The organism is Verrucomicrobiia bacterium (assembly GCA_035629175.1).
Taxonomy (GTDB): Bacteria; Verrucomicrobiota; Verrucomicrobiia; order Limisphaerales; family DASXHY01; genus DASXHY01.
In genome coordinates, this window is sequence record DASPIL010000042.1 from 21,547 (window position 1) to 43,325 (window position 21,779).

Sequence of the window (21,779 nt, forward strand, 5' to 3'; positions counted from 1 at the left end):
GAGGCGTTTGAAGACAGCAAACACCGGAGACTGAAGCTCACGGACAATACACTAGCAGCGTCTGAACGCAAATAGACGCAGCGTGAAACGTAAGCTCAGTTTACCGTTCGCCAAGGTCCCCCCGGGCGAGCGACGACTCCACCACACAACGCCGTGCCCTTGCAAGCAGGAAATGACAAATCGGCACAAATCCGGAACCCCGGGACCATGGGGTTGCTTGCCTACTGGAAGAAGCACGCGTTTCAAACGACGGTTCGGAAATTCGCTAATTCGTACTAATCTCGTGAAAACCAGCAAAATTGATGATCTGAAGCGGTGGGCCAAGGACTTGCGCCAGGAAGAGCCCCGGGCCCCGGGTGAAAGTCTCGGAGGCCTCGACGGGGGAGCTCGCGTCTTCGATAAGTGCCGCGCTTCCCTCGTAGGATGGCAGGGCGATTATCAATTTGGCTGCCCCTTTGACCAGGCATTCGCCCGAAGAGCCGGAATTCGCCTGGAAGACTTTAAGGACATCGTTGCCTCAGGCGCCTCGGACGCAGAAGTGGCAGAATGGCTCACTCTCAATGCCGGCAAAGGAAAACACGGTTGAGTTCACATCAAACAGGAACCCATATGAACAACGACAACACAGATAACCCGGGATACACGCCGAAACGCCTTCAATGGAATGCATTCCTGATCGCCAGCTTGATTGCCGGATTTGTCCTTATGGTCGTGCCCCGTGCCAGCCCGTGGTCGGGACTGACGTTCTTTGCGCCCGTGGTCATGGGTCGGGTGCTTCCTGAAGATGTCGCGATGCCGATCATGACTTCGAAGACCCTGCATCTGGGGTTGTCGCTTTTGTATGGGCTTCTGATCTCGCTGGCGGTTTCCCGCATTGCTCAATTGTGGGCGGTGTTGACAGGTGCGCTGGTTGGACTGGGCCTCTACGCCGCGAATCTCGCTGTCGTCAGCGCGGCATTTCCGGAACTGAGGGGCGACGAGACTGTTGTGGCGTTTGCTCATCTGTTCTTCGGGGGAATTGTGGGCGGTGCCTACCGCGGTCTTCTGAGACGCCGCGTGAACGACCTTCCCAGTGCACCCGAGGAAGGACACGTCGAAGCGCGATAGCGGACGGCAGACCGTACAGCGGCTCGCCTGGACCGCAGGCTTCAGCCTGCTTCAGCATTAAAGATGCGAGAGTGGCTTGGCTTGGCACGAACCGCAGTACCAACGCTGCACTGCGCAACACCCCTGGAGTCCTGGAGCAAAACAACCGCGGGTCCGACTGTCACATTATTTGTCCACGAGTTGAGGCGCGTGAACGCCGCGCCTGGGGCAACTGTTCCATCTGCGGGATAATTTTGTCGCCCCCGGGGTGCGCCACTTGCATCGCCCGGGAAGCGACTCTATTTTGCGCGTGCAATGCCCAAACCACCCGCGCGGTCTGCCATTCGTCTCAAAGGCGTCCGTCATCACAATCTAAAAAATTTCAACCTCGACCTGCCGCTCAATCGACTGATCGTCATCACAGGCTTGAGTGGTTCGGGCAAAAGTTCCCTCGCATTCGACACACTGTTTGCTGAGGGCCAGCGACGCTATATCGAAACGTTTTCGCCTTACGCGCGGCAGTTCTTCGACCGCATGGACAAGCCGCAGGTCGACAGCATCGAGGGCATTCCCCCCGCAATCGCCATCGAACAGCGAAACGCCGTCAAGACAACCCGCTCGACAGTCGGAACGATGACCGAGATCTGCGATCACATGAAGGTCGTGTGGTCGCACCTGGCCGAACTCCGCTGCCGGCAGTGCGGACGCCGCGTGTGCAAGGATTCACCCCAACGCATCTGGGACCAGGTGCGCGACACGGCTTCAGCTTCGGCCGGCCGCGATGCGGCGGAAGTGCTCATCACGTTCGACATACCGCTGAGCGACAAGCTGCCGCTCACGGAATCGCTGGCACTCATCGCGAAACAGGGATATCAACGCGTTCTCCTGAAGGGGGAGATTTTGCGGCTGGCCGAAATTCCGCCGGAATCGCCCGATCGGCTTGCGTTGTGTGTGATCACGGTTTTGCAGGATCGTGTGAAAATCGCGCCGGCCAATCGCTCCCGCTTCACGGAGGCGTGCGAACAGGCGTATCATTTTGGCAAAGGCAAACTGGCCATTCACTTTCTTGGGGCTCAAACCAATCCAGCAGGTCCCCTGCTCTTCTCGAATCGGTTTCATTGCGCCGAGTGTGATATCGATTTCCGCGAACCTTCCCCTGCCCTCTTCAGCTTCAATCATCCGATTGGTGCCTGCCCCGCCTGCAAGGGTTTTGGACGGGTCATCTCCATCGATTACGACCTCGCGGTTCCAGATCGAACACGAACGATCGCGCAGGGCGTCGTGCGTCCCTGGCTGACCGGCACGGGAGCCGAAAGCCAGGCCGACCTGCTTCGCGCCTGCCGCAAGCTGAAAGTCCCCACGGACGTCCCGTTCGAGCAACTTCCAAAGAAATGGCAGGACTTCGTCATTAATGGCGAACCCGACTACGGCACGGATCCGGAACACGAATGGCCGCGCGCGTGGTATGGCGTGAAGGGATATTTCCGCTGGCTGGAATCGAAGGCTTACAAAATGCACGTGCGGGTGCTGTTGTCCCGCTACCGTGCGTACACGCTTTGCCCAAGTTGCGGCGGCGCGCGGCTGCAGCCCGAAGCCTTGCTGTATCGCCTTCCCTCAGCTGACAAATCCGCGAGCGGCCTCACCCTGTCCGATTTCTATCAGTTGTCGACCCGCGATGCGCTCGCAGTGATTGAATGCATTGTTGCCGGCCGGACGGGCGCGAAAGCCAACGAGCCCATTTCACTCGTGCTTTCGGAAGTGCGATCCCGCCTTCGCTTCTTGAACGACATCGGGCTCGGTTACCTCACCTTGGATCGGCCCACGCGGTCGCTTTCAGGCGGCGAAACGGAACGCGTCAATCTCACGACATGCCTTGGCACGCGGCTCGTGAACACATTGTTCGTTCTCGATGAACCCAGCGTCGGCTTGCATCCGCGCGACACCGACCGCCTCATTCGCATCCTTGAACAATTGCGCGATGCGGGAAACACCGTTGTCGTGGTGGAACACGAAGCCAGCGTCATGCGCGCCGCCGATCAACTTGTGGACATCGGCCCGGGGCACGGCGCGACGGGCGGCAATCTGGTTTTTCAGGGGACCTTTGCCGAAATCCTGAACTCCGGGGAATCCCTGACGGGCAAATACCTCGGCGGCAGAACGGGCATCGAAATTCCCGAACGACGCCCCGTTTCTTTTTACAATTCGGAGAACAGCTCCAGTGAAGTGTTGGCGCTGAACGAAGCCGCTGTTCCATTCGGCAAATCCGCGGAAGGAACCCGTTCGCTGACGATTCGCAATGCTTCGCGCCACAACCTGCAGAATGTGTCCGCCGACATTCCACTGTCGCGCTTCGTTGCAGTCACGGGCGTGAGCGGCTCAGGGAAAACGACGCTTATTCGTGAAGTTCTTCTGCCCGTTCTGGAAGCGAAACTACGATCGCAAAACCTTGCCGCCGCGAACGGCAGCAAGGCCTCGCAAGGTCTCGACGAAGCGGAAACCTCGGACGAGAGTGCGGACGCAGAGAATGTTCCGGCGAGCGGAAGTTCGCAGTCTGCAACGTTGAGCGGCGTCGAGCATCTCGACTCTGTTGTGCTTGTGGATCAATCCTCGCTCGGCAAGACACCCCGTTCCAATCCCGCGGTTTACACAGGCGCCTTCGATGACATCCGCGAAGTCTTCGCACAATCGGAAATTGCGAAGCAGCGCGGACTGAATGCCAGCGCGTTCAGCTTCAACTCAGGCCAGGGCCAATGCGAACGCTGCCGCGGCGCAGGGTTTGAAAAGATCGAGATGCAGTTCCTCAGCGATGTCTTCATCCGCTGTCCGGATTGCAACGGCCGCCGTTATCGGCAGCACATTCTCACCGTAAAGATCAACGGCACGGCTGCCATTGCCGATCGTCAACATTCGACGCGCAAAGCGGATGGCTGGTCGATTGCCGACACGCTCGATGCAACAGTGGATGAAGTCGTGGAATTTCTGGCAGGCTTCCCCGAATCGAAGCCTGCCCGGCGCGCGACGAGCAGTTTGCAACTGCTCCAGGAAGTGGGTTTGGGTTATCTGAAGCTCGGCCAGCCGATCAACACGCTTTCAGGCGGAGAAAGCCAGCGCTTGAAACTCGTGCGGCATCTCACTGAATCGTCCGCGGCAGCCTCTTCCTCGGACAAGCCGAAATCCACGGCGCTCTTCCTCTTTGACGAACCCACGACGGGCCTGCACTTCGACGACGTCCGTGTGCTGCTCAAGGTCTTCCAACGGCTTGTGGACGCAGGGCATTCCGTGCTCGTGATCGAGCACAACATCGACGTGATCAAGTGCGCGGATTGGGTGATTGATCTTGGTCCGGACGCGGGCGACGCAGGTGGCCGCGTTGTGGTTTGCGGAACCCCGGAGGAAGTCGCCGCTTGTGAGGAAAGTCATACGGGTGCGGCCTTGCGCTCGGTTCTCAACGTTGAATCGCTCCCTCCTCGCGCGAACCCGCACGGCCGGTTTGACTCGTTCAAACGGAACGAACGAGTTTTGTCGTGAAGTTTGAACCCGCTCCACCACCCATCCCTCTTACTGTGTACAAAGACACCGAACTTCCATCCTCCGACAGCATTGCCATTCACGGCGCGCGGGAGCATAACCTGAAAAACCTTTCCCTCAGCCTGCCGCGCGACAAGTTCGTCGTCATCACAGGCGTCAGTGGATCGGGCAAGAGCACGCTCGCGTTCGACCTCATCTTCGCTGAAGGCCAGCGGCGGTTTCTCGATTCCATGAACGTGTACGCCCGGCAGTTCGTGGAACAGATGTCGCGGCCCGACGTGGATCTGATCACAGGCATTCCGCCCACGGTGAGCATCGAACAACGCAACTCGCGCGGTGGCGGCAAGAGCACGGTGGCAACGGTTACTGAGATGTTTCACTTCGTTCGCCTGCTGTTTGCAAGGCTCGGCACGCAGCATTGCCCCGATTGCCAGCTGCCCGTCGAAGCGCAAACACGTGATGAACTGGGGAGGCGGCTGCGTGACGAGATGAAGCAGCGCGGCGATCTCCTCTTGCTCGCGCCGATTGTGCGCAATCGCAAAGGATTTCACAGCGACGTCGCTGAATGGGCCGCGAAGCATGGGTATCGCGAAATTCGCGCCGACGGAAAAATTCATCGCACGAGCCAGCCGTTCCGGCTCGATCGATTCAAGGAGCACGATGTTGAAGTTGTTGTGGGAGTGATTGCTTCCAATCGCAAGGGTGCGGCAGGTTCGAAGGCTGCCGAGGCTGAGATGCAGGAGAAGATCGACGAAGCGTTGAAGCTCGGCCATGGAACACTGTTCGCGCTCGACAATCACAAGCACGTGACGGTGCATTCAACCGAACGTTCCTGCCCGAAATGCGGACGTTCATTCGAGCCGCTCGATCCCAAAAACTTCAGTTACAATTCCGCCCAAGGCTGGTGCCCGAAATGTCGCGGCTTTGGAGAATTGTTCTACATGCCCGAGGACGTCGATCGTGGCGCGCGCGAGGATGCGATCGCGGAAAGCTGGTTTGAATGGCAGGAAGGCCAGCGGGAACCTTGCCCGGAATGTCACGGAGCGCGGCTGAACCCGATCGCACGTGCTGTGCGGCTCAGGGTGCAGGGATCGCTGCTGAAGCTCGCCTCCGCGCAGGACCTCACCGTTGAGGCGCTGGGCGGCATGAGCGTCGAGCAGGCGGAACAGCTTTTTCGCAAGGTGAAGTTCTCGGGCCGCGCGGCGGAAATCGCTCGCGACATTCTGCCCGAGATTCGCGAGCGGCTGAAGTTCCTCAATGAAGTCGGACTCGGGTACCTGCAGCTGGGACGCTCCGTTCCAACCTTGTCGGGCGGCGAAGCGCAGCGCATTCGTCTCGCGGCGCAACTCGGCTCGAACCTGAGCGGCGTCCTCTATGTCCTCGATGAACCCACAATCGGCCTGCACGCGCGCGACAACGAGCAACTGCTCGCCACCCTGCAGAAACTGCAGTCGCGTGGGAATTCGGTCATAGTTGTGGAACACGACGAGGAAACGATGCGGCGCGCCGATTACATCATTGACCTGGGCCCCGGCGCGGGAGTTCACGGCGGGCAAGTCGTCGCAGCAGGGACGCTTGCCGAACTCCTGGAACACGAGAATTCGATCACAGGACGCTGCCTTCGCAACCATAAGACCTATCCGACGCGCGGGAAGCGGCGGCCGATTGAACTGCCGCAGTTGCAAAATGAAACCGAAGCTCGAGCTCGAAAATCTGAGAAAATTTCAGGCACTCCCGCGCTAATGTTGAAGGAAGCTGCGGTGAACAACCTGAAGAACGTCACGATCCAGTTTCCGCTTGGACGTTTTGTTGTTGTGACCGGCGTGAGCGGCTCGGGCAAGAGCACGCTGGTTCGCGAATGCCTGCTGCCCGCCGTGACGCAGGCGTTGAGCCGGAAGGGTCGCGGGCCGAAGCCGCCCAACCTTTCCGGATACGATTGCTTGAAGGCGGTTTATGAAGTCGATCAATCGCCGATTGGCCGGACTCCGCGCTCCATTCCCGCGACGTATGTCGGCTTCTTCGATGAGATGCGCCAGTTGTTTGCGCAGCTTCCCGAAGCACGCCTGCGGGGATACACGCCCAGCCGTTTTTCGTTCAACAGCGCGCAGGGACGCTGCCCGGAATGCGAGGGAGCGGGCCAGATCAAGGTCGAGATGAACTTTCTTCCACCTGCGTTTGTGCGCTGTGAAACTTGCGAAGGCTGCCGCTTCAATCGCGAAACGCTCGATGTCGAATACGGCGGCAAGAACATCGCCCAGGTGCTTGAGCTTTCGGTTGAAGAAGCGCTCGAGTTCTTTTCGGGTGTTCCTAAAATCAAACGCGCCTTGCAGGCGTTGTGCGACACGGGGCTCGGTTATCTCAAGCTCGGCCAGCAAAGTCCCACGCTCAGTGGCGGCGAAGCCCAGCGCGTCAAGCTCGTCACCCATCTTCTCACTGGCTTGAAGGACCCCGAGCTGTTCGATGCGTCGCAAAAACGCAATCTGTTCATCCTCGAAGAACCCACGATTGGATTGCACATGGCGGACGTCCAGCGATTGGTTGACGTGATTCAACGCCTTGTCGACGCAGGTCATTCGGTAATCGTGATCGAACATAATCTTGACCTCATTGCCGAAGCGGACTGGGTGATCGACCTCGGACCCGAAGGCGGAACAGGCGGCGGCGAACTCGTCGCGGAAGGAACACCCGAAACGATCTCGCGGATTCGTTCCTCGCACACGGGCCGATTCCTAAAACCGCTGCTGCAGACGCCGCAATCGCGATCGCACTGAACTGCAAGAAACTCGCAGCGCAGACCTCCGAGTCTGCGCTGCGACGGATGCGTTTTTTCGAAGACTCGACCGGCGCCATGTTTGCTGCACCGACAGGCAGTTATGCCCTGTGCCCGAGCACGTGTTGGATCATGATCTAACCCGATGCACCTCAGCCCTCGGTCCTTTAGAGCCACACCTGTGAGATTTCAATGCCACGGTTGCAAGACAGCGATACGTTCGCTTCTCGCAGCGCTGTTGATTTGCTTCAGCATCTCGCTGGCACCCGCAGCGGTGTCAGGCACAAAGTCTGCATTGATCATGCTCGTGAGCCTCAACGATGCGCCGATCGATTGCACGGTTGCGGAGGTGAACGGCATGGTGTTCACGAATTCGCCGTTGAACGTCGATTCGTTTTACAACGCCGCCACCTGGGGAAGCATCCGCTGGACGGGCAGCGTGATCAACGTGAGCATCAACGACAGCATCACGCCGTGCGACACCGATAATTGGGCGAACCAGGCGGACACGGCGGCGCGAGCGCTCGGTTACGAACCGAACAATTACACGACGCGTGTCTACACCTTTCGTTCGTCTCAAACGACGTGCGGTTATGCATTTGCGTACGGCAACCGCGTGATCAACTTCCACGGCACGGACCTCTTCGCTTACGCGCACGAGATGGGACACACGATTGGGTTCCATCACTCCGTGACGGACCATAACAACGATGGCGTGTTTGAGGATGCGTACGGCGGCAAGGACGATTGCATGGGTGGCGAATCCTACACGTTCAACGCGCCACATGCCATCTGGGGCGGCTGGCTTCCGCATCGGCCCGAAGGCAGTGGCGGCTGGCGTCAGATTACGAGTGACGGCACATACCAGATCAGCCCGCTGGAAATCGATCCAACGAATGCGCTGCCAAACTCGCAGGCTTTGAAGATCGTTCCGCCGGTTGGAAATCCGTATTTCCTTTCGTTTCGTCAACCGCTCGGTTTCAACCGCGGTTGGACCGCATCACAGGTGGGCAAGGACGGCCGGACGGGAACCGGCAACGACCCTGTTCCGCCGATCTCCGCGAACTACCCGCCTTACTATTACAAGTATGCCTACGGCGTCGGTGTGCATCGACATAGCGGCGGGACGGGCGCGGAAACGTATGAGATCGCGGTGCTCGAAAACCATCAGCAGTTGACGCTTCCAGGAACTGGAATCGTCATTCGCCAAACCGCACGTGACACCAACAAGGTCACCCTGAGCATCACGGGATTCAACGGCAGCACTGCTCCCAACGGCGTGACGCTGTTCGAGCACGTGAACTACGGCGGCGCGCAAAGCCAGGTACTGACGCCGGGCAACTACAACCTGTCCCAACTCGGCGGTAAAGGCGTGCCGAACGACTGGGCGTCATCGTGTCGGATTCCTCCCGGGATCACCTTGGTCCTGTATCAACACGACAACTTCGGGGGAACGGCCTGGACGAATACCAGCAGCGTGACCAACCTCGCGCTGCTCAATCCCGGTGGTGCTGACAACCAGCTCTCCTCCTGCCGTGTGTTCTTCACGTCAGGACAGGCGCCTCCCGTCCCCGCAGATCTGTCGGCCATCGTCAGTCATTCGCAAGTGCGGCTTTCCTGGTCGCCCACACCTTCCGCAACCAACTACGTCATCAAGCGCGGACCAGCTGTTGGCGGACCGTTCGCGGTCATCGCGACCGCGCCGATCTCATCGTTCACGGATACAGGCCTCACCAACGGCATCGCAGCGTATTACACCATTGCAGCAGCGAACGCTTTCGGTTCAAGCCCTGACTCCTCGCCGCTCGTCGCAGTTCCGACAAGCGATCTGATCGCGCGTTGGAAGTTCGATGAAAATGGCGGCTCGCTTGCCGCGGATGCGTCGGGCAACAACAACAACGGCATTCTCGTAAACGGACCCACGTGGTTCGCGCCCGGAAAATTCGGAACCGCCGCATTAACCTTCAACTCGGCAAACCTGCGTTCGGTGACGATTCCCCATTCCAGCAGTCTCAACAATCCCACGAAAGCCATCACGTTGTCAGCCTGGGTCTACGCGTTCGATTGGAATGGAAACCGCCGCATTTTACAGAAGGGAAATGCCGACAACCAGTATCGGCTGCTGGCTGAGAACTCAGTGCTGAAGTTCCATTTGAATGGCGTCGATCAATTGACCGCTCCACTTCCGCCCATCAATGCGTGGGTGCACATTGCGGCCACATGGGACGGCCTGACCATGCTCCTCTACACAAATGGCATTGTGATGGCCACGCGCGAGGCGGGGGGCACTATTTCAACGACAGCCGATGTTCTCGCCATCGCGCGCAAGAACACGAGCGGTGTCGCGGGCGATTACTTTAACGGCCGGCTTGATGACGTCCGCATTTACAACCGGGCGCTCGCGCCTGGGGAGATCGCGTCGATGATGACAAACTCGGCGCCGCAATTCGCATCGGATGTAATCGCCTTGGACGCTGTGACTGCAGGCGAAGCTTTCCATGGAACATTGGCGCTGCAGGCCCAGGACGCTGACAACGACACGCTTTCGTTTTCGAAATTAAACGGCCCGGCATGGTTGTCGGTATCGGCGAACGGAAATCTGTCCGGAACTCCGCTTTCTTCCGACGCCGGTACGAATACGTTCAACGTCCGGGTCACGGACGGACACCTGATGGACACAGCGCTTATGCACATTCACGTGCTGTCCGCCGCGAACATCACGGCCACAATAGTGACTGAAAGTTCCGATCTGCAGCTCCGTTGGACTGGCGGCATCCCGCCTTACCAACTGCAAATGCGGACGAACCTGGAGGCCGGTGACTGGACGACGATTGGAGAAGCGATCTTCGGCAATGAGTTGACTGTGACGCCGACGAACGCCGCGGCGTGGTATCGGATCCTCGGCAACTGAACAGGCCACAGTGCGTGCACACGCCCGCAGCGTGGCAGGTGGGGCGCGGCGTTCACGCACCTCCAGCGTTCGCGAGCGCAGCACGGCATCAATCTCCCACACGGGCGCGCCCGTGCGACGCGGTGCATTATTCTTGGGCTTGTTTTTTGGTTGAAGCCAATCAATCTTAGCGCGGCAATTGGAGAGATGGCAGAGTGGTTTAACGCGCACGCCTGGAAAGCGTGAATACCTTCACGGGTATCGGGGGTTCGAATCCCCCTCTCTCCGCCACTGTCTCCGCAATTTCACATGGATCCCCGAGGCAGAATCGCGTTTACGTGAATTGCGCGAATCTTCTCGAATCAAATAGGGGTTGTTGATTTACCACGAAATACACGAACCATACGAAACTCGCGCAGGCGGCCTTCGCGTGAGCCTTCGGTTTTTGCGGGGCACGATTTCACCGAATAAGAAGAAGGAGAACCACGAATCACACGAACTACACGAAAAAGAGGATGCCAAACCGCACTGCTCCACCCACTACTCCCCAGTTGGCCGGAAACGAAGGTCGCCTGGAAGGAACGGGCGGAGCAAAATACGACTGGGCGCAACAAGCGATGGAATACTGGACCCGACCGGGTGAAGGCCGCGTGCAAGACCAACAAGTCCTCCGCCATCGCGCACGGCCTGGCGTGAGTGCTGGGTGTCCACCCTTCAGGGTGTTCGGGTAACCGGCTGAAGCCGGGACACCCTACAGTTCGGTGTCCACCCTTCAGGGTGTTTCGAAAGTTGATTCGCGGGCGGATTTGAGCAGCGGAAATGCGAGAACCGGAACACACGCTAAAGCGTGCACACCATGCGCTGGGTGTCCACCCTTTAGGGTGTTCTGGGGATCAGCCTGAAGGCTGGACACCAAACGGGCCGGACACCGAACCGCTGGGCACCACACTTTAGCGTGCATCTGAAACGATCATGGGCAAGCCCGAATATCTGTGGCGGAAGCTGACACCAAACCAACGCATTGAATTGCTTGATTGGCGGAAGCGGCAGGGCCTGCCTTGGCATCGCCCGCCGCATCGGGCCAGCGAGAAGACGCGTTACCATGTCACGGCGGCGTGTTTCGAACACCGCTCAATAATTGGTCACAATGCGGAACGGATGGCGTCCTTCTCCCATACGCTGCTTGATGTGTTGCGCCAACGTGAAACGCAGATTCACGCCTGGTGCGTGCTGCCAAATCATTATCATGCGCTGATCGAAACTCCGGGCATCCTCGAAGTGCTGGCGGATCTGGGCCGAATGCATGGCCGCCTTTCGTTTCAGTGGAATGGCGAGGAGCAAACACGAGGACGTCAGGTATGGTGCGGGGCGGTTGAACGGTTCATGCGCAACGATGCGCATTTCTGGGCAACGATGAACTATGTTCATCACAATCCGGTGCATCACGGGTACGTCGGTCATTGGCAGGACTGGCCTTTTTCCAGCGCGGCGGACTATTTGAGCGGGATGGGACGCGAGGAAGCGTCGCGGATTTGGAAAGAGTTTCCCGTGTTGAAATATGGAAAGGGTTGGGATGATCCTGAGATGTGAGAATGGGATGCCACGCTAAAGCGTGCACACCGTGCGCTGGGTGTCCACCCTTTAGGGTGTCCGGGAAACCCGGTTGAACCGGAACACCCTACAGCTCGGTGTCCACCCTTTAGGGTGTCAGGTAAGCCGGCTAAAGCCGGGACACCGAACGTTAGAACGGCTGTCTGCCTCACTACGACTGTCTGTCTTGTGTCGCAGAGACAACGATTTGGAGCGGAATGAGATGCGCACAATTCCGTTTCAATCTACGGCCTTACAGGCGTTTTCTCGTCCCGCTTTTGCGTTGTACGGGATGCAGTCATCTTTCAGCATCCACCCGGTTTCCGTCTCTCAACGTCCAAGCCCGTCGCGTCGGAATCCGCGGTTCGAAAATCCCTCCCGTTTCACGAAATCGAGTCCCTCGTCCCATGCGCAACGCTCCGCTTCCGCGCGTCCGTTAAAGCCAAAAAACCACCCTAAAAACGAGCTGTAAGGCCAATAAATTCATCTCGATTCGCGCCATCCACTTCCACCATCGTCACTTGCCTCCGCGACACAGAGCAAATTGCAGATGAAGGGTGGACACCCAGCGCATGGTGTTCACGCTTCAGCGTGCCAAATGGGGCAAGTCTGGTGAGGAATTTCTCGGTGGCGCATCATAAACGTCAGACAAATTTGCTCTGACCAATCTGCATTCCCGCGCCGCCTCCTGTCATCAAGAGGTGCTCGGCGTGACGCTTGCGGAGAACAACATCAACATCAGCATCGGACACAAAGCTCCGGGCGTGTATTTCCCGGAACTGAGCGCTCAATGCAACGCCCCTGACCACTTTTCTACTCCAGGAACGTTCAGCCGTTTCGGCCATTGGAATTCGCACTTCTTTCGGCCTTCGAGGACTCGGACTTCGGATTTCAAGCTAAAAGGCGAGATGACCAAACATTAATGGGAGCGTTTCACATTGAGCCCAGCTTTGCCCGCTCATCGTGAGCGCCAGGCTCGCGGAAGAACCCCCCGGTGTCTTTTTTCCATGAGTCAACGACCCTTTCGGCCCCCCCCCAGTTCTTCCCCTCCGGGGTCTTTTAATTTGAGTCAACTCGCGCAATGACGGGCCCTCAGATTCTGTTTGCGCGACAACAGGCTTGAAATACTATCCCGCCCGGAGTCTGGCATGGCGACAACCACTTTTATTTCAAAGTTCTCTTTCCCGTATTCTGCTTAACGTTCTATGCACTGGGTCGCTCCATCTGAGAAAAGCATCCACACGGAGACCTTGGAAAAACGCCTCTGGGATTCCGCCGACCAGTTTCGCGCCAATTCCGGCCTCAAGGCCCAGGAATACTCCGGCCCGATCCTCGGCATCATCTTCCTACGATTCGCGGAAGTCCGCTTTGCACTGCAACGCGCCAAGCTGGAGAAAGCCTCTGCCTCGTCCAGGCGCGGCTCGCGCGTGGATGAACCCGCCGCCTATCACGCCGAGGGCATCCTCTACCTCGCGCCCAACGCCCGGTTCGATTTCCTCCTGAATCTGCCCGAAGCAAAGGACATTGGCGCGAAGGTGAACGACGCCATGCGGGACATCGAGAAGCACAACCCGCAGCTCGCCGGCGTCCTGCCCAAGACCTACAACCTCTTCACCAGCACCCTCCTCAAGGAGCTGCTCAAGAAAGTCTCCGAGATTCCCGCCACCGTGGACTACGACGCCTTCGGGCGCATCTACGAATACTTCCTCGGCGAGTTCGCCCGCACCGAAGGCCAGAAAGGCGGCGAGTTCTACACTCCCTCCTGCATCGTCCGCCTCCTCACCGAAATCATCGAGCCCTACCGCGGGCGCATCCTCGATCCCGCGTGCGGCTCGGGCGGCATGTTCGTCTCCTCCGCGCGATTCGTGGCGGAACATAAAAAGAATCCCAGCGCGGAACTCTCCATCCACGGCGTCGAGAAGACCGACGAAACCGGACGCCTCTGCCGCCTGAACCTCGCCGTGCATGGCCTCGAAGGCGACATCCGCCACGGCGGCCAGGTGAACAGCTATTACGACGATCCGCACAAGGCAACGGGCCAGTTTGATTTCGTCCTCGCCAATCCACCGTTCAATGTGAACGCAGTGGACAAGGAACGGTTGAAAGACTCCGTCGGGCCCGGCCGCCGCTTCCCGTTCGGCCTGCCGCGCACCGACAACGCTAATTACCTCTGGATTCAACTCTTCCACTCCGCGCTAAAGAATGGGGATGCCCGAACTTCGGGCGGCAGGGCCGGATTCGTCATGGCCAACTCCGCCTCCGACGCCCGCGCCTCCGAACAGGAAATCCGGCAGAAACTCATCGAAAGCCGCGCGCTGGACGTGATGGTCGCCGTCGGCCCGAATATGTTTTATACGGTGACGCTCCCTTGCACGTTATGGTTTTTGGATAAGTCGAAAGCGACACCCTCTCCCACTGGGAGAGGGAGGAGCGGAGCGGAGGGTGAGGGAAAACAGAACCGAGCGGATACAGTTCTGTTTATAGATGCCCGCCACATTTACCGGCAGGTGGACCGCGCACACCGCGACTGGACGTCCGCGCAGATTGGGTTCCTCGCCAATATTGTGCGGCTTTACCGGGGCGAGCCGCCGGATTACACGCTGGGTGGAGCTGAGGCCAAGGCCAAGGTCGAGGAGCTGTTTGCCGCACAACCCTCAACCCGGCCTGGCGGCCACCCTTCTCCCAGTGGGAGAAGGGCCGGGGATGAGGGTATCGCCCGGTATCGCGACATCCCGGGTTTATGCAAAGCCGCGACCCTGAAAGAAATTGAGACTGAGGGATGGAGTCTGAATCCAGGGCGATATGTGGGCGTCGCGCCGGGCGAAGCCGTGAGCGACGGGGACTTCAAGGAACAACTCGAAACCCTGAACGAGGAACTAGAAACGTTGAACGCCCAAGCCCGCGAGTTGGAAACCACAATTGCGAAGAACGTCGCGGAAATCCTGGAAGCATGAGCGACGCATCCCAATCACAACTGATTCTCTACCAAACGGCCGATGGTCAGACCCGCATCCAATGCCGGTTTGAGAATCAGAATGTGTGGCTGACGCAGGCGCTGATGGCGGAGTTGTTCCAGACTACCGTTCCGAACATCAACCTCCACATCAAGAACATCCTCGACGAGGGCGAATTGACCGAGGGGGCAACTATTAAGGATTACTTAATAGTCCGGTTGAAAGGCGGGCGGCAAGTGCGACGCCCAAGGCCAAGCGGACATCATGAATCTGCTCGAAGCCGAAGTGAAGAAACTCCCGAAGCGGAAAAAGGGAGGGAAGAAATGAAACTCGAAACCTTGAACGCCCAGGCCCGCGACCTCGAACAAACCATTGCCCGCAACGTGGCGGAGATTCTGGAGGGGTGACGATGGACTGCGTTCTCAAAGACCTCATCGCGGTTTCAAAGGACGGAGAGTGGGGCAAGGGCGAGCCGTTCGATGAATCCGTTGAGATGCTCGCGATTCGCGGGACGGACTTTGAAGACGTGCGCTTTGGAAACACGGCGACAACGCCGCGCCGACATATTCCGCAGCACATTGCCGAACGGAAAAGGCTTCAGCCTTGGGATGTCGTCATCGAAGCTGCCGGCGGAACGAAGAATCAGATTACTGGCCGAACTGTTCTCCTTCGCCCGCAGTTGTTTTCCCGCTCAGAATTCCCACTGACATGCGCGAGCTTCAGCCGGTTCATCCGGTTCAACACCGAGCTTTGCGAGCCGGAGTTCATGTTCTGGTATCTCCAGCACCTTTACGCATCCGGCTCGATGCACGCCTATCACACACAGCACACCGGCGTTGCTCGCTTCCAGTGGACAACATTTTCAGAGCGTGAGCCGCTTTCCCTCCCCCCGCTGCCGGTGCAACGGCGGATTGCGGGCATCCTGTCGGCCTACGACGAGCTGATGGAGAACAGTCAGCGGCGCATCCGGATTTTGGAGGTGATGGCCCGCGCCCTCTACCGCGAGTGGTTCGTCCACTTCCGCTTCCCTGGCCACGAAAAGCACCCGCGCGTGGCCTCCCCCCTCGGCGACATCCCCCAAGGCTGGGAGTGGCGTGAGCTGAATGAACTTGGTTTTCTCGGGCGAGGCAAATCGCGGCACCGGCCGCGAAATGAGGCTTCACTCTACGGTGGACCTTACCCGTTCTTCCAAACCGGGGACATCAAGGAAGCTCGAATCTTCCTCCGAAGCCACACCCAGACTTACGGCGAGGCAGGTCTTGCCCAAAGCAAGCTTTGGCAACCCGGCACGCTTTGCATAACCATAGCGGCCAACATCGGTGAGACTGCGATTCTGGCCAAGACGGGCTGCATTCCTGACAGCGTCGTCGGCTTCGTACCGGACCTTGAGAAGTCCGATGCGTTCTACGTGAAGATGTATCTGGAGTCGATTAAGCAGCAAATGCAGAACGTCTCGCGCGGCACGACTCAGGACAACCTGAGTGTAGAGAAGCTGCTCGGCTTTCGGGTGCTGACGCCGCCGCCGTCCATCATCCGCGCGTTTCGCGAGAAAGTCTTGCCGATGCTGGACTTTCTGAACGTGCTCCTGCAAAAGGAAGAAAACCTCCGCCGAACGCGCGACCTGCTGCTGCCGCGCCTGCTGTCGGGGCAGGTGGAACTCGAAACCAGTTGAACCATGCCCAAGCACCCAGATGCAGTTGGCTATGTGAACGACCTCGCCAAGGAGGTAAACGAACAATGGTTCAGAATGGTCTGCGACCTCGCGGCTGTGAGTGGTGTTTCAGCACTCGACCAACAGATGATCGACACGCTTTTCGCTCTCTATACGGTCAAGGCGAGCTACATCGGCATCAAGCCCGCCGCAGCCGTTGCTGCTGCCGCAGTCGCCGCAGTTCCAGCAGACTCCCTTGAGCAACTCGCAGGATTCACAAACTTCAAACTCCTCGGCGATGCGCTCGACGTTAGTTTAAAGAAGCGCGTCACTTTAATCTTTGGCGCGAACGGCAGCGGCAAATCCAGCCTGTGCGAATCCTTGAAAGTTCTCGCAACACCGGGGGTGCCAAGCCGACCGCTTGAAAACGTCCGTGTGGCTGGCGCGGTCACACCGACATTCCGCTTCAAGTTCAAGAGCGACGCCATCCCGCAGACTTGGACACCTGCCGCGGGGTATGGACCGCGACGAGCGACGGTTAAATACTTCGACACGGCGATTGCGCTCCAGAACGTGACCAACGCGGTCGAGCCCGGACGTGTGATAATTGTCGCACCGTTCAAGCTGCATATTTTCGAGTGGGCCAAAGCGTTGACGACCAAGTTCCGCGAGGCACTGCAACGGTCACAACTCGACAACGCAGCGAAGCTCACTCAGGCGTTGCAAGCGATTCGGACCGACTTCGTAAAGTTCAAGGCTCGCCCCTTGGCGCTCATTGATGACAAGACCGTTTCCACGCTCGCGGCACAAATCAAACTTGGCGAGGAGTTCAACGACCAAGAATTATTGCGCGAGAAACGAGCTGCCGCCGCCGAGTTGGAGAAGGCAACATCCGAAGAAGGATTGAAGCTTCTTCGCGCGGAGCACCGTGAGCTGGAAACCTTGCTGACGGCGTTGGACTCCCTGCTGACCTCCGCGGCGGCACTTTGGGGACTAGACCCGGCGAACAAGGCGAAGACCCTCGCGAACAAGCAGGCCGCTCAGGAGGTGCTTGCGAAGGCACTCATCCCGGAAGGCAGCACGCTCGATAGCCTGCTGACTTTGCTTCGCGCTGCGTCTCCAATGTGCAAGATGGACGAGGCAACGGACCATGCGTGTCCGCTTTGCAAACGCGGTCTGGGTGCTTCCGAAGTTGAGTTGTTCAAGCAGTATCATGGATTGCTCGTTGGCGAACTTGAGAAAGACATCTCTGCCATCAAGGTCGACCTCATCAAGGCTCGCGACCTCTCAGCCGCAGTCGGACAGATTGACCGGAAAGCGTGGGACAAATGCAAAACCATAGCCGATGAGATTCTCACGGCGGCCAAGACCGGAGCGGAGTTGATCGTGGCGAGTTGCGACATCTCAAAAGAACCGACCGCAGACGCCAAAGCTGCGTTGGAGTCGCTCAAGACTTCGGCGGTTACGTGGGCGGCGCAGATGGAATCGAAGAAGACCGCCATTGACGCCGCTGCAAAGGGACGGGAGGAACTGGTGAAGCAGTTGGCAAAACTGCGCATTGAGCTTGAACCGTTGGAGTATGCCCAGGCCATTGCTGATGCGATGGAGAAGTTGCGCGAAACCCAGCGCATGGTGAACAGCGCGCAGTTCTGGAAAGAAAAGCTCCCGGCATTTACGCAAGTGCTGAAACGGATAACCGAGACAGCGAAGGACGCTCACGAGGATTTGGTGGTCACGGACTTTGAGGCGCGGTTGGACGCGGAATACCGGGCACTCGCGGAAAAGGGCATGGCAGCATTCGGCGTGAAGCTCGCGAGGAAAGGCGCGGACGCTTCCGTGACGGTGTTGCCACAGGTCGGCGGCAAGGGAATTGACGGCGTGTTGAGCGAGGGTGAGCAGCGGCTTCATGCGCTGGCGTTGTTCTTTGCCGAACTTGAAACCTGTCCGCAATCGGTCTTGGTGTTCGATGACCCGATCTCCAGCTTTGACTACAACTACATCGCGAACTACTGCGCCAGGCTCAGGGATTTCACGGTGAAGCATCCAGCGAGGCAGATTGTCGTTCTCACGCACAACTGGGAGTTCTTTGTCCAACTCCAAGCGACGATGAACCAAGCCGGCCTCGACGGTCACCTTTCAGTGCATGTTCTGGAGAACTGCACAGTCGTCGCCGACTACAGCGAGAAGATTGATGAACTGAAGAACGACATCAGCACGGTCTTGGCAACGGCGGGAGAGCCAAGCAAGCCCAAGAAAGAGGAGCTTGCCGGGAAGATGCGGCGGCTGATTGAGGCCGTTGTGAACACACACGTCTTCAACCACCAGCGGCATCAATACAAACAGAAGAGCCAAGCAATCACTGCCTTCCAGAGTTTCACAAAAGTCGTGCCATTACTCCCAGCCGAGGCCACCACCCTGCGTGACCTCTACGCGAAATTGAGCATCACGGAGCACGATGACCCACGGAACGCTTACGTGAACACCGACAAGGCGATGTTCCAGACTCGCTACAACCAGATTCTCGGCATCGAAGCCGCAATCATTGGCCGCATTCCACCGTAATCCATGCCTCAGCTACACAAATGAGCAATAACCAGAAACTAAAACCTTGGGCGGCCGGTCCATTCGAGTTGATTCGGCATGGTGATGGACACCTCAAAGGTGGGACGGATTTCGACAAACGGATGGCTCTTGTCAGCTTCGACAACGCAGTCGAGGTGTCCATCACGACGCACCTTCAGCTTCACCCGTCACAGAGGGGCGGCAAGACTTACGAGGGGAAGAAAGTTCAACATTGGCTTTCCAATTTTCACGCGAAGCTGGAGTTCCTCGAAGAGTTCTTGGTAGAGCGGAAGATTCCGATCGAAGTCTCGATTGATGAGATTGTGTGGTATCACCAGCTACGCAACGAGCTTTATCATTCTGGAAATGGGATGACACCGGAGGTGCATTGCCTCGTCGAGGCACAACATGCCGCTGTTTGGGTTTTCTCCGTCCTCTTCGGCGTTGACCCGAAGGGATTGCTTCAGGAAGCAAAGCCAGTCGAGACTCCGCGCAGAATCATTGATGCCAGTCAACTGACAGGGAAATCGCTGTTCCTTGAGATATTCATTGACCTTGAAAGAGCGATTCTCGGGACTTTGCGCGGCGCGGGTGTCTTGCCGGACCAGGCACACCACGTTCCTGCTCGGAAAGGATGGATGGACCTAAAAAAATTGTATCCAGACCTTCCACACCAGTTTGATGAACTCGTAGCCAAGGCGACGCAGGTCAGGAATGCATTGGTGCATGGCGCGCCGGTTGAATTGACCGAGCATGAGCTTCTTGGACTCGCAGACAAGGTGGAACAAGTCACTACGACAGTTCGCGAAAAGATGGCCCGGCAAAAACGCTGACTCCCAAAATTTCTCCCATGCCCCACGCCTACACCGAAGACCAGCTTGTCGAGCAGCCGCCGGAAGGGGAAAGGCTTAAGGCTTAATGCTGAAGGCTGAAATTGCACGAGGGAAAAACCTCAGGATCTGAAACCGAGAACCAGGGCGTTCGCGCTGCGCATCATCCACATGTATTCCGAGCTGCCGAAGAACGACACGGTCGCACAGGTGCTGGGCAAGCAAGTTCTGCGTTCCGGAACATCGGTGGGCGCGAACTATTGCGAGGCGTCTCGTGGGCGGAAGGGAAAGGCTGAAGGCTTAATGCTGAAGGCCGAAATTGCATGAGGGAATAGCCACACCTTCAGCGTTAAGCCTTTAGCCTTTAGCATTTCTCCAAAAGGGGAAGGCTGAAGGCGAAATGCGGAAGGCTGAAGTGTTATGAGCGAAAAGCCGCAGGACTTGAAACCTAGGACGAAGGCGTTTGCCCTTAGGATCATTCGCATGTATTCCGACCTGGCCAAGAACGACACGGTCGCACAGGTGCTGGGCAAGCAAGTTCTGCGTTCCGGAACATCGGTGGGCGCGAACTATTGCGAGGCGTCTCGCGGGCGGTCCAAAGCCGAGTTCATTTCCAAGATTGGCGATTGCCTCAAGGAAATCGAAGAAACCGAGTATTGGCTCGAATTGATCGTGGACAGCGGTCGTGTGTCTGCCGCGAAGATGGCCGATCTGATCGACGAAACCCGCCAACTGGTGGCAATTGTGACGACCATTGATAAACGTTCGAAAGCAAACCTTCAGCATTAAGCCTTTAGCCTTTAGCCTTTCTCCCATGCCCCACGCCTACACCGAAGACCAGCTTGTCGAGCAGCCCGCCATCGGGTTGTTCGCGGAGCTTGGTTGGCAGGTGGCCGGGCCGCCGCTCACGGCAGGCGTTGCCGGTGAGCCTCGTGACGCGGGGTTGCTCGGTCGCGAGACTAAGGGCGAGGTGGTGCTGGTTCCGCGGTTGCGCGCGGCGTTGGAGAAGTTGAATCCCGCGCTGCCGCCCGAGGCCATCACCGCCGCCGTGGATGAATTGACCCGCGACCGTTCCGCGATGTTGCTCGAACAGGCGAACCGCGAGGTTTATCGGTTGTTGAAAGAGGGAATCCCGGTGAGCGTCGCAGATACCGGAGATTCGACACCTCACCCCGGCCCTCTCCCCGGTCGAGGCGGAGAGGGTGGTGCAAGCCGCACGGGCAATCCTCAGCGCGGAGAAGGCAAGGGAGGACAGACGACTGTCCGCGTCCGCGTGATTGATTGGGAGCAGCCAGCGAACAATGATTTCCTGCTGGTCAGCCAGTTCAGCGTCACGGGAGCGCTCTACACCTGCCGCCCGGATTTGGTGGGCTTCGTCAACGGCCTGCCGCTGGTGGTCATCGAGTTGAAGAAGCCCGGCGTGCCCGCGCGCGCGGCGTTCGACGAGAACCTGACGCACTACAAGGCGGAGATTCCGCAGCTCTTCTGGTTCAACGCGCTGCTCATCGCCTCGAACGGCACGGACAGCCGCGTCGGTTCGATCACGGCGGATTGGGAGCGGTTCTTCGAATGGAAACGCATCGAGCGCGAGGACGAGCCGCGCCGGGTGTCGCTGGAAGTGATGATTCGCGGCACATGCGATCGGTCGCGTCTGCTCGACCTGGTGGAGAATTTCACCCTGTTCTCGGAGCATAAGGCGGGATTGGCCAAGATTGTTGGTCAGAATCATCAAGTGCTCGGGGTCAATGCGGCAATTGCGTCGTTGTTGCGGCGGCGTGGCGGAGATAGGGGTAGGAGCGAGGGATTAACCTCGCCCCTCCCTCCAAACCGGACGGGCGGATTTCCCGCATCCGGCTTTCCGTTTAGTGGTTCCTGTCCGGAGTTGGCTCGCTTCGGCTCGGGCTGTGGCCAGGGAGAT

At 58.3% G+C, this 21,779-nt stretch carries 13 protein-coding genes, 1 tRNA gene and 1 pseudogene; all 15 read left to right on the forward strand.

Features of this window, described 5'->3' with window-relative positions; translation table 11 throughout:
* Positions 1-283: 283 nt before the first annotated feature.
* The gene (locus tag VEH04_07060) at positions 284-586 is read left to right on the forward strand and encodes a DUF5069 domain-containing protein (GenBank protein ID HYG22527.1); all 303 of its coding nucleotides are present in this window, start codon (positions 284-286) and stop codon (positions 584-586) included.
* Between the two features lie 23 nt (positions 587-609).
* A complete protein-coding gene (locus VEH04_07065) occupies positions 610-1,107 on the forward strand; it encodes a hypothetical protein (GenBank protein ID HYG22528.1) in 498 nt (165 codons plus the stop codon).
* Between the two features lie 294 nt (positions 1,108-1,401).
* Positions 1,402-4,614, forward strand: coding sequence for an excinuclease ABC subunit UvrA (locus VEH04_07070; protein ID HYG22529.1), 3,213 nt, complete (start codon positions 1,402-1,404; stop codon positions 4,612-4,614).
* Positions 4,615-4,649: 35 nt separating this feature from the next.
* Positions 4,650-7,385, forward strand: coding sequence for an excinuclease ABC subunit A (locus tag VEH04_07075; GenBank protein HYG22530.1), 2,736 nt, complete (start codon positions 4,650-4,652; stop codon positions 7,383-7,385).
* A gap of 180 nt (positions 7,386-7,565) precedes the next feature.
* The gene (locus VEH04_07080) at positions 7,566-10,295 is read left to right on the forward strand and encodes a LamG-like jellyroll fold domain-containing protein (GenBank protein ID HYG22531.1); all 2,730 of its coding nucleotides are present in this window, start codon (positions 7,566-7,568) and stop codon (positions 10,293-10,295) included.
* A 180-nt stretch (positions 10,296-10,475) separates the two neighbouring features.
* Positions 10,476-10,565 (forward strand) — tRNA-Ser (locus tag VEH04_07085).
* Positions 10,566-11,246: 681 nt separating this feature from the next.
* Positions 11,247-11,864, forward strand: a complete 618-nt coding sequence (locus VEH04_07090) for a transposase (GenBank protein ID HYG22532.1) — start codon at positions 11,247-11,249, stop codon at positions 11,862-11,864.
* A 1,205-nt stretch (positions 11,865-13,069) separates the two neighbouring features.
* Entirely contained in the window at positions 13,070-14,818 is a 1,749-nt protein-coding gene (locus tag VEH04_07095) for a class I SAM-dependent DNA methyltransferase (protein HYG22533.1), read from the forward strand.
* Entirely contained in the window at positions 14,815-15,225 is a 411-nt protein-coding gene (locus tag VEH04_07100; GenBank protein HYG22534.1) for a hypothetical protein, read from the forward strand. Before VEH04_07095 ends, VEH04_07100 begins: the two co-directional genes overlap by 4 nt.
* Before the next feature lie 86 nt (positions 15,226-15,311).
* Positions 15,312-16,490, forward strand: a complete 1,179-nt coding sequence (locus tag VEH04_07105; protein HYG22535.1) for a restriction endonuclease subunit S — start codon at positions 15,312-15,314, stop codon at positions 16,488-16,490.
* Between the two features lie 3 nt (positions 16,491-16,493).
* Positions 16,494-19,031 (forward strand): AAA family ATPase, encoded by a 2,538-nt coding sequence (locus VEH04_07110; protein HYG22536.1) that lies wholly within the window; start codon positions 16,494-16,496, stop codon positions 19,029-19,031.
* Positions 19,032-19,051: 20 nt separating this feature from the next.
* On the forward strand, positions 19,052-19,864 hold the full coding sequence (locus VEH04_07115; protein ID HYG22537.1) for a hypothetical protein: 813 nt from the start codon (positions 19,052-19,054) through the stop codon (positions 19,862-19,864).
* 126 nt (positions 19,865-19,990) lie between these two features.
* Positions 19,991-20,143, forward strand: a pseudogene (locus VEH04_07120) (four helix bundle protein).
* 138 nt (positions 20,144-20,281) lie between these two features.
* Positions 20,282-20,650: a four helix bundle protein gene (locus VEH04_07125; GenBank protein ID HYG22538.1), complete on the forward strand. Its 369-nt coding sequence runs from the start codon at positions 20,282-20,284 to the stop codon at positions 20,648-20,650.
* Positions 20,651-20,675: 25 nt separating this feature from the next.
* Positions 20,676-21,779 (forward strand): type I restriction endonuclease (locus VEH04_07130; protein HYG22539.1); only part of this gene is annotated, 1,104 nt, incomplete at its 3' end.

Coding starts and splice junctions, on each gene's coding strand:
- VEH04_07095 (HYG22533.1), top strand. CDS start 13,070: ATGCACTGGGTCGCTCCATCTGAGAAAAGCATCCACACGGAGACCTTG.
- VEH04_07090 (HYG22532.1), top strand. CDS start 11,247: ATGGGCAAGCCCGAATATCTGTGGCGGAAGCTGACACCAAACCAACGC.
- VEH04_07125 (HYG22538.1), top strand. CDS start 20,282: ATGAGCGAAAAGCCGCAGGACTTGAAACCTAGGACGAAGGCGTTTGCC.
- VEH04_07115 (HYG22537.1), top strand. CDS start 19,052: ATGAGCAATAACCAGAAACTAAAACCTTGGGCGGCCGGTCCATTCGAG.
- VEH04_07110 (HYG22536.1), top strand. CDS start 16,494: ATGCCCAAGCACCCAGATGCAGTTGGCTATGTGAACGACCTCGCCAAG.
- VEH04_07070 (HYG22529.1), top strand. CDS start 1,402: ATGCCCAAACCACCCGCGCGGTCTGCCATTCGTCTCAAAGGCGTCCGT.
- VEH04_07100 (HYG22534.1), top strand. CDS start 14,815: ATGAGCGACGCATCCCAATCACAACTGATTCTCTACCAAACGGCCGAT.
- VEH04_07105 (HYG22535.1), top strand. CDS start 15,312: ATGCTCGCGATTCGCGGGACGGACTTTGAAGACGTGCGCTTTGGAAAC.
- VEH04_07065 (HYG22528.1), top strand. CDS start 610: ATGAACAACGACAACACAGATAACCCGGGATACACGCCGAAACGCCTT.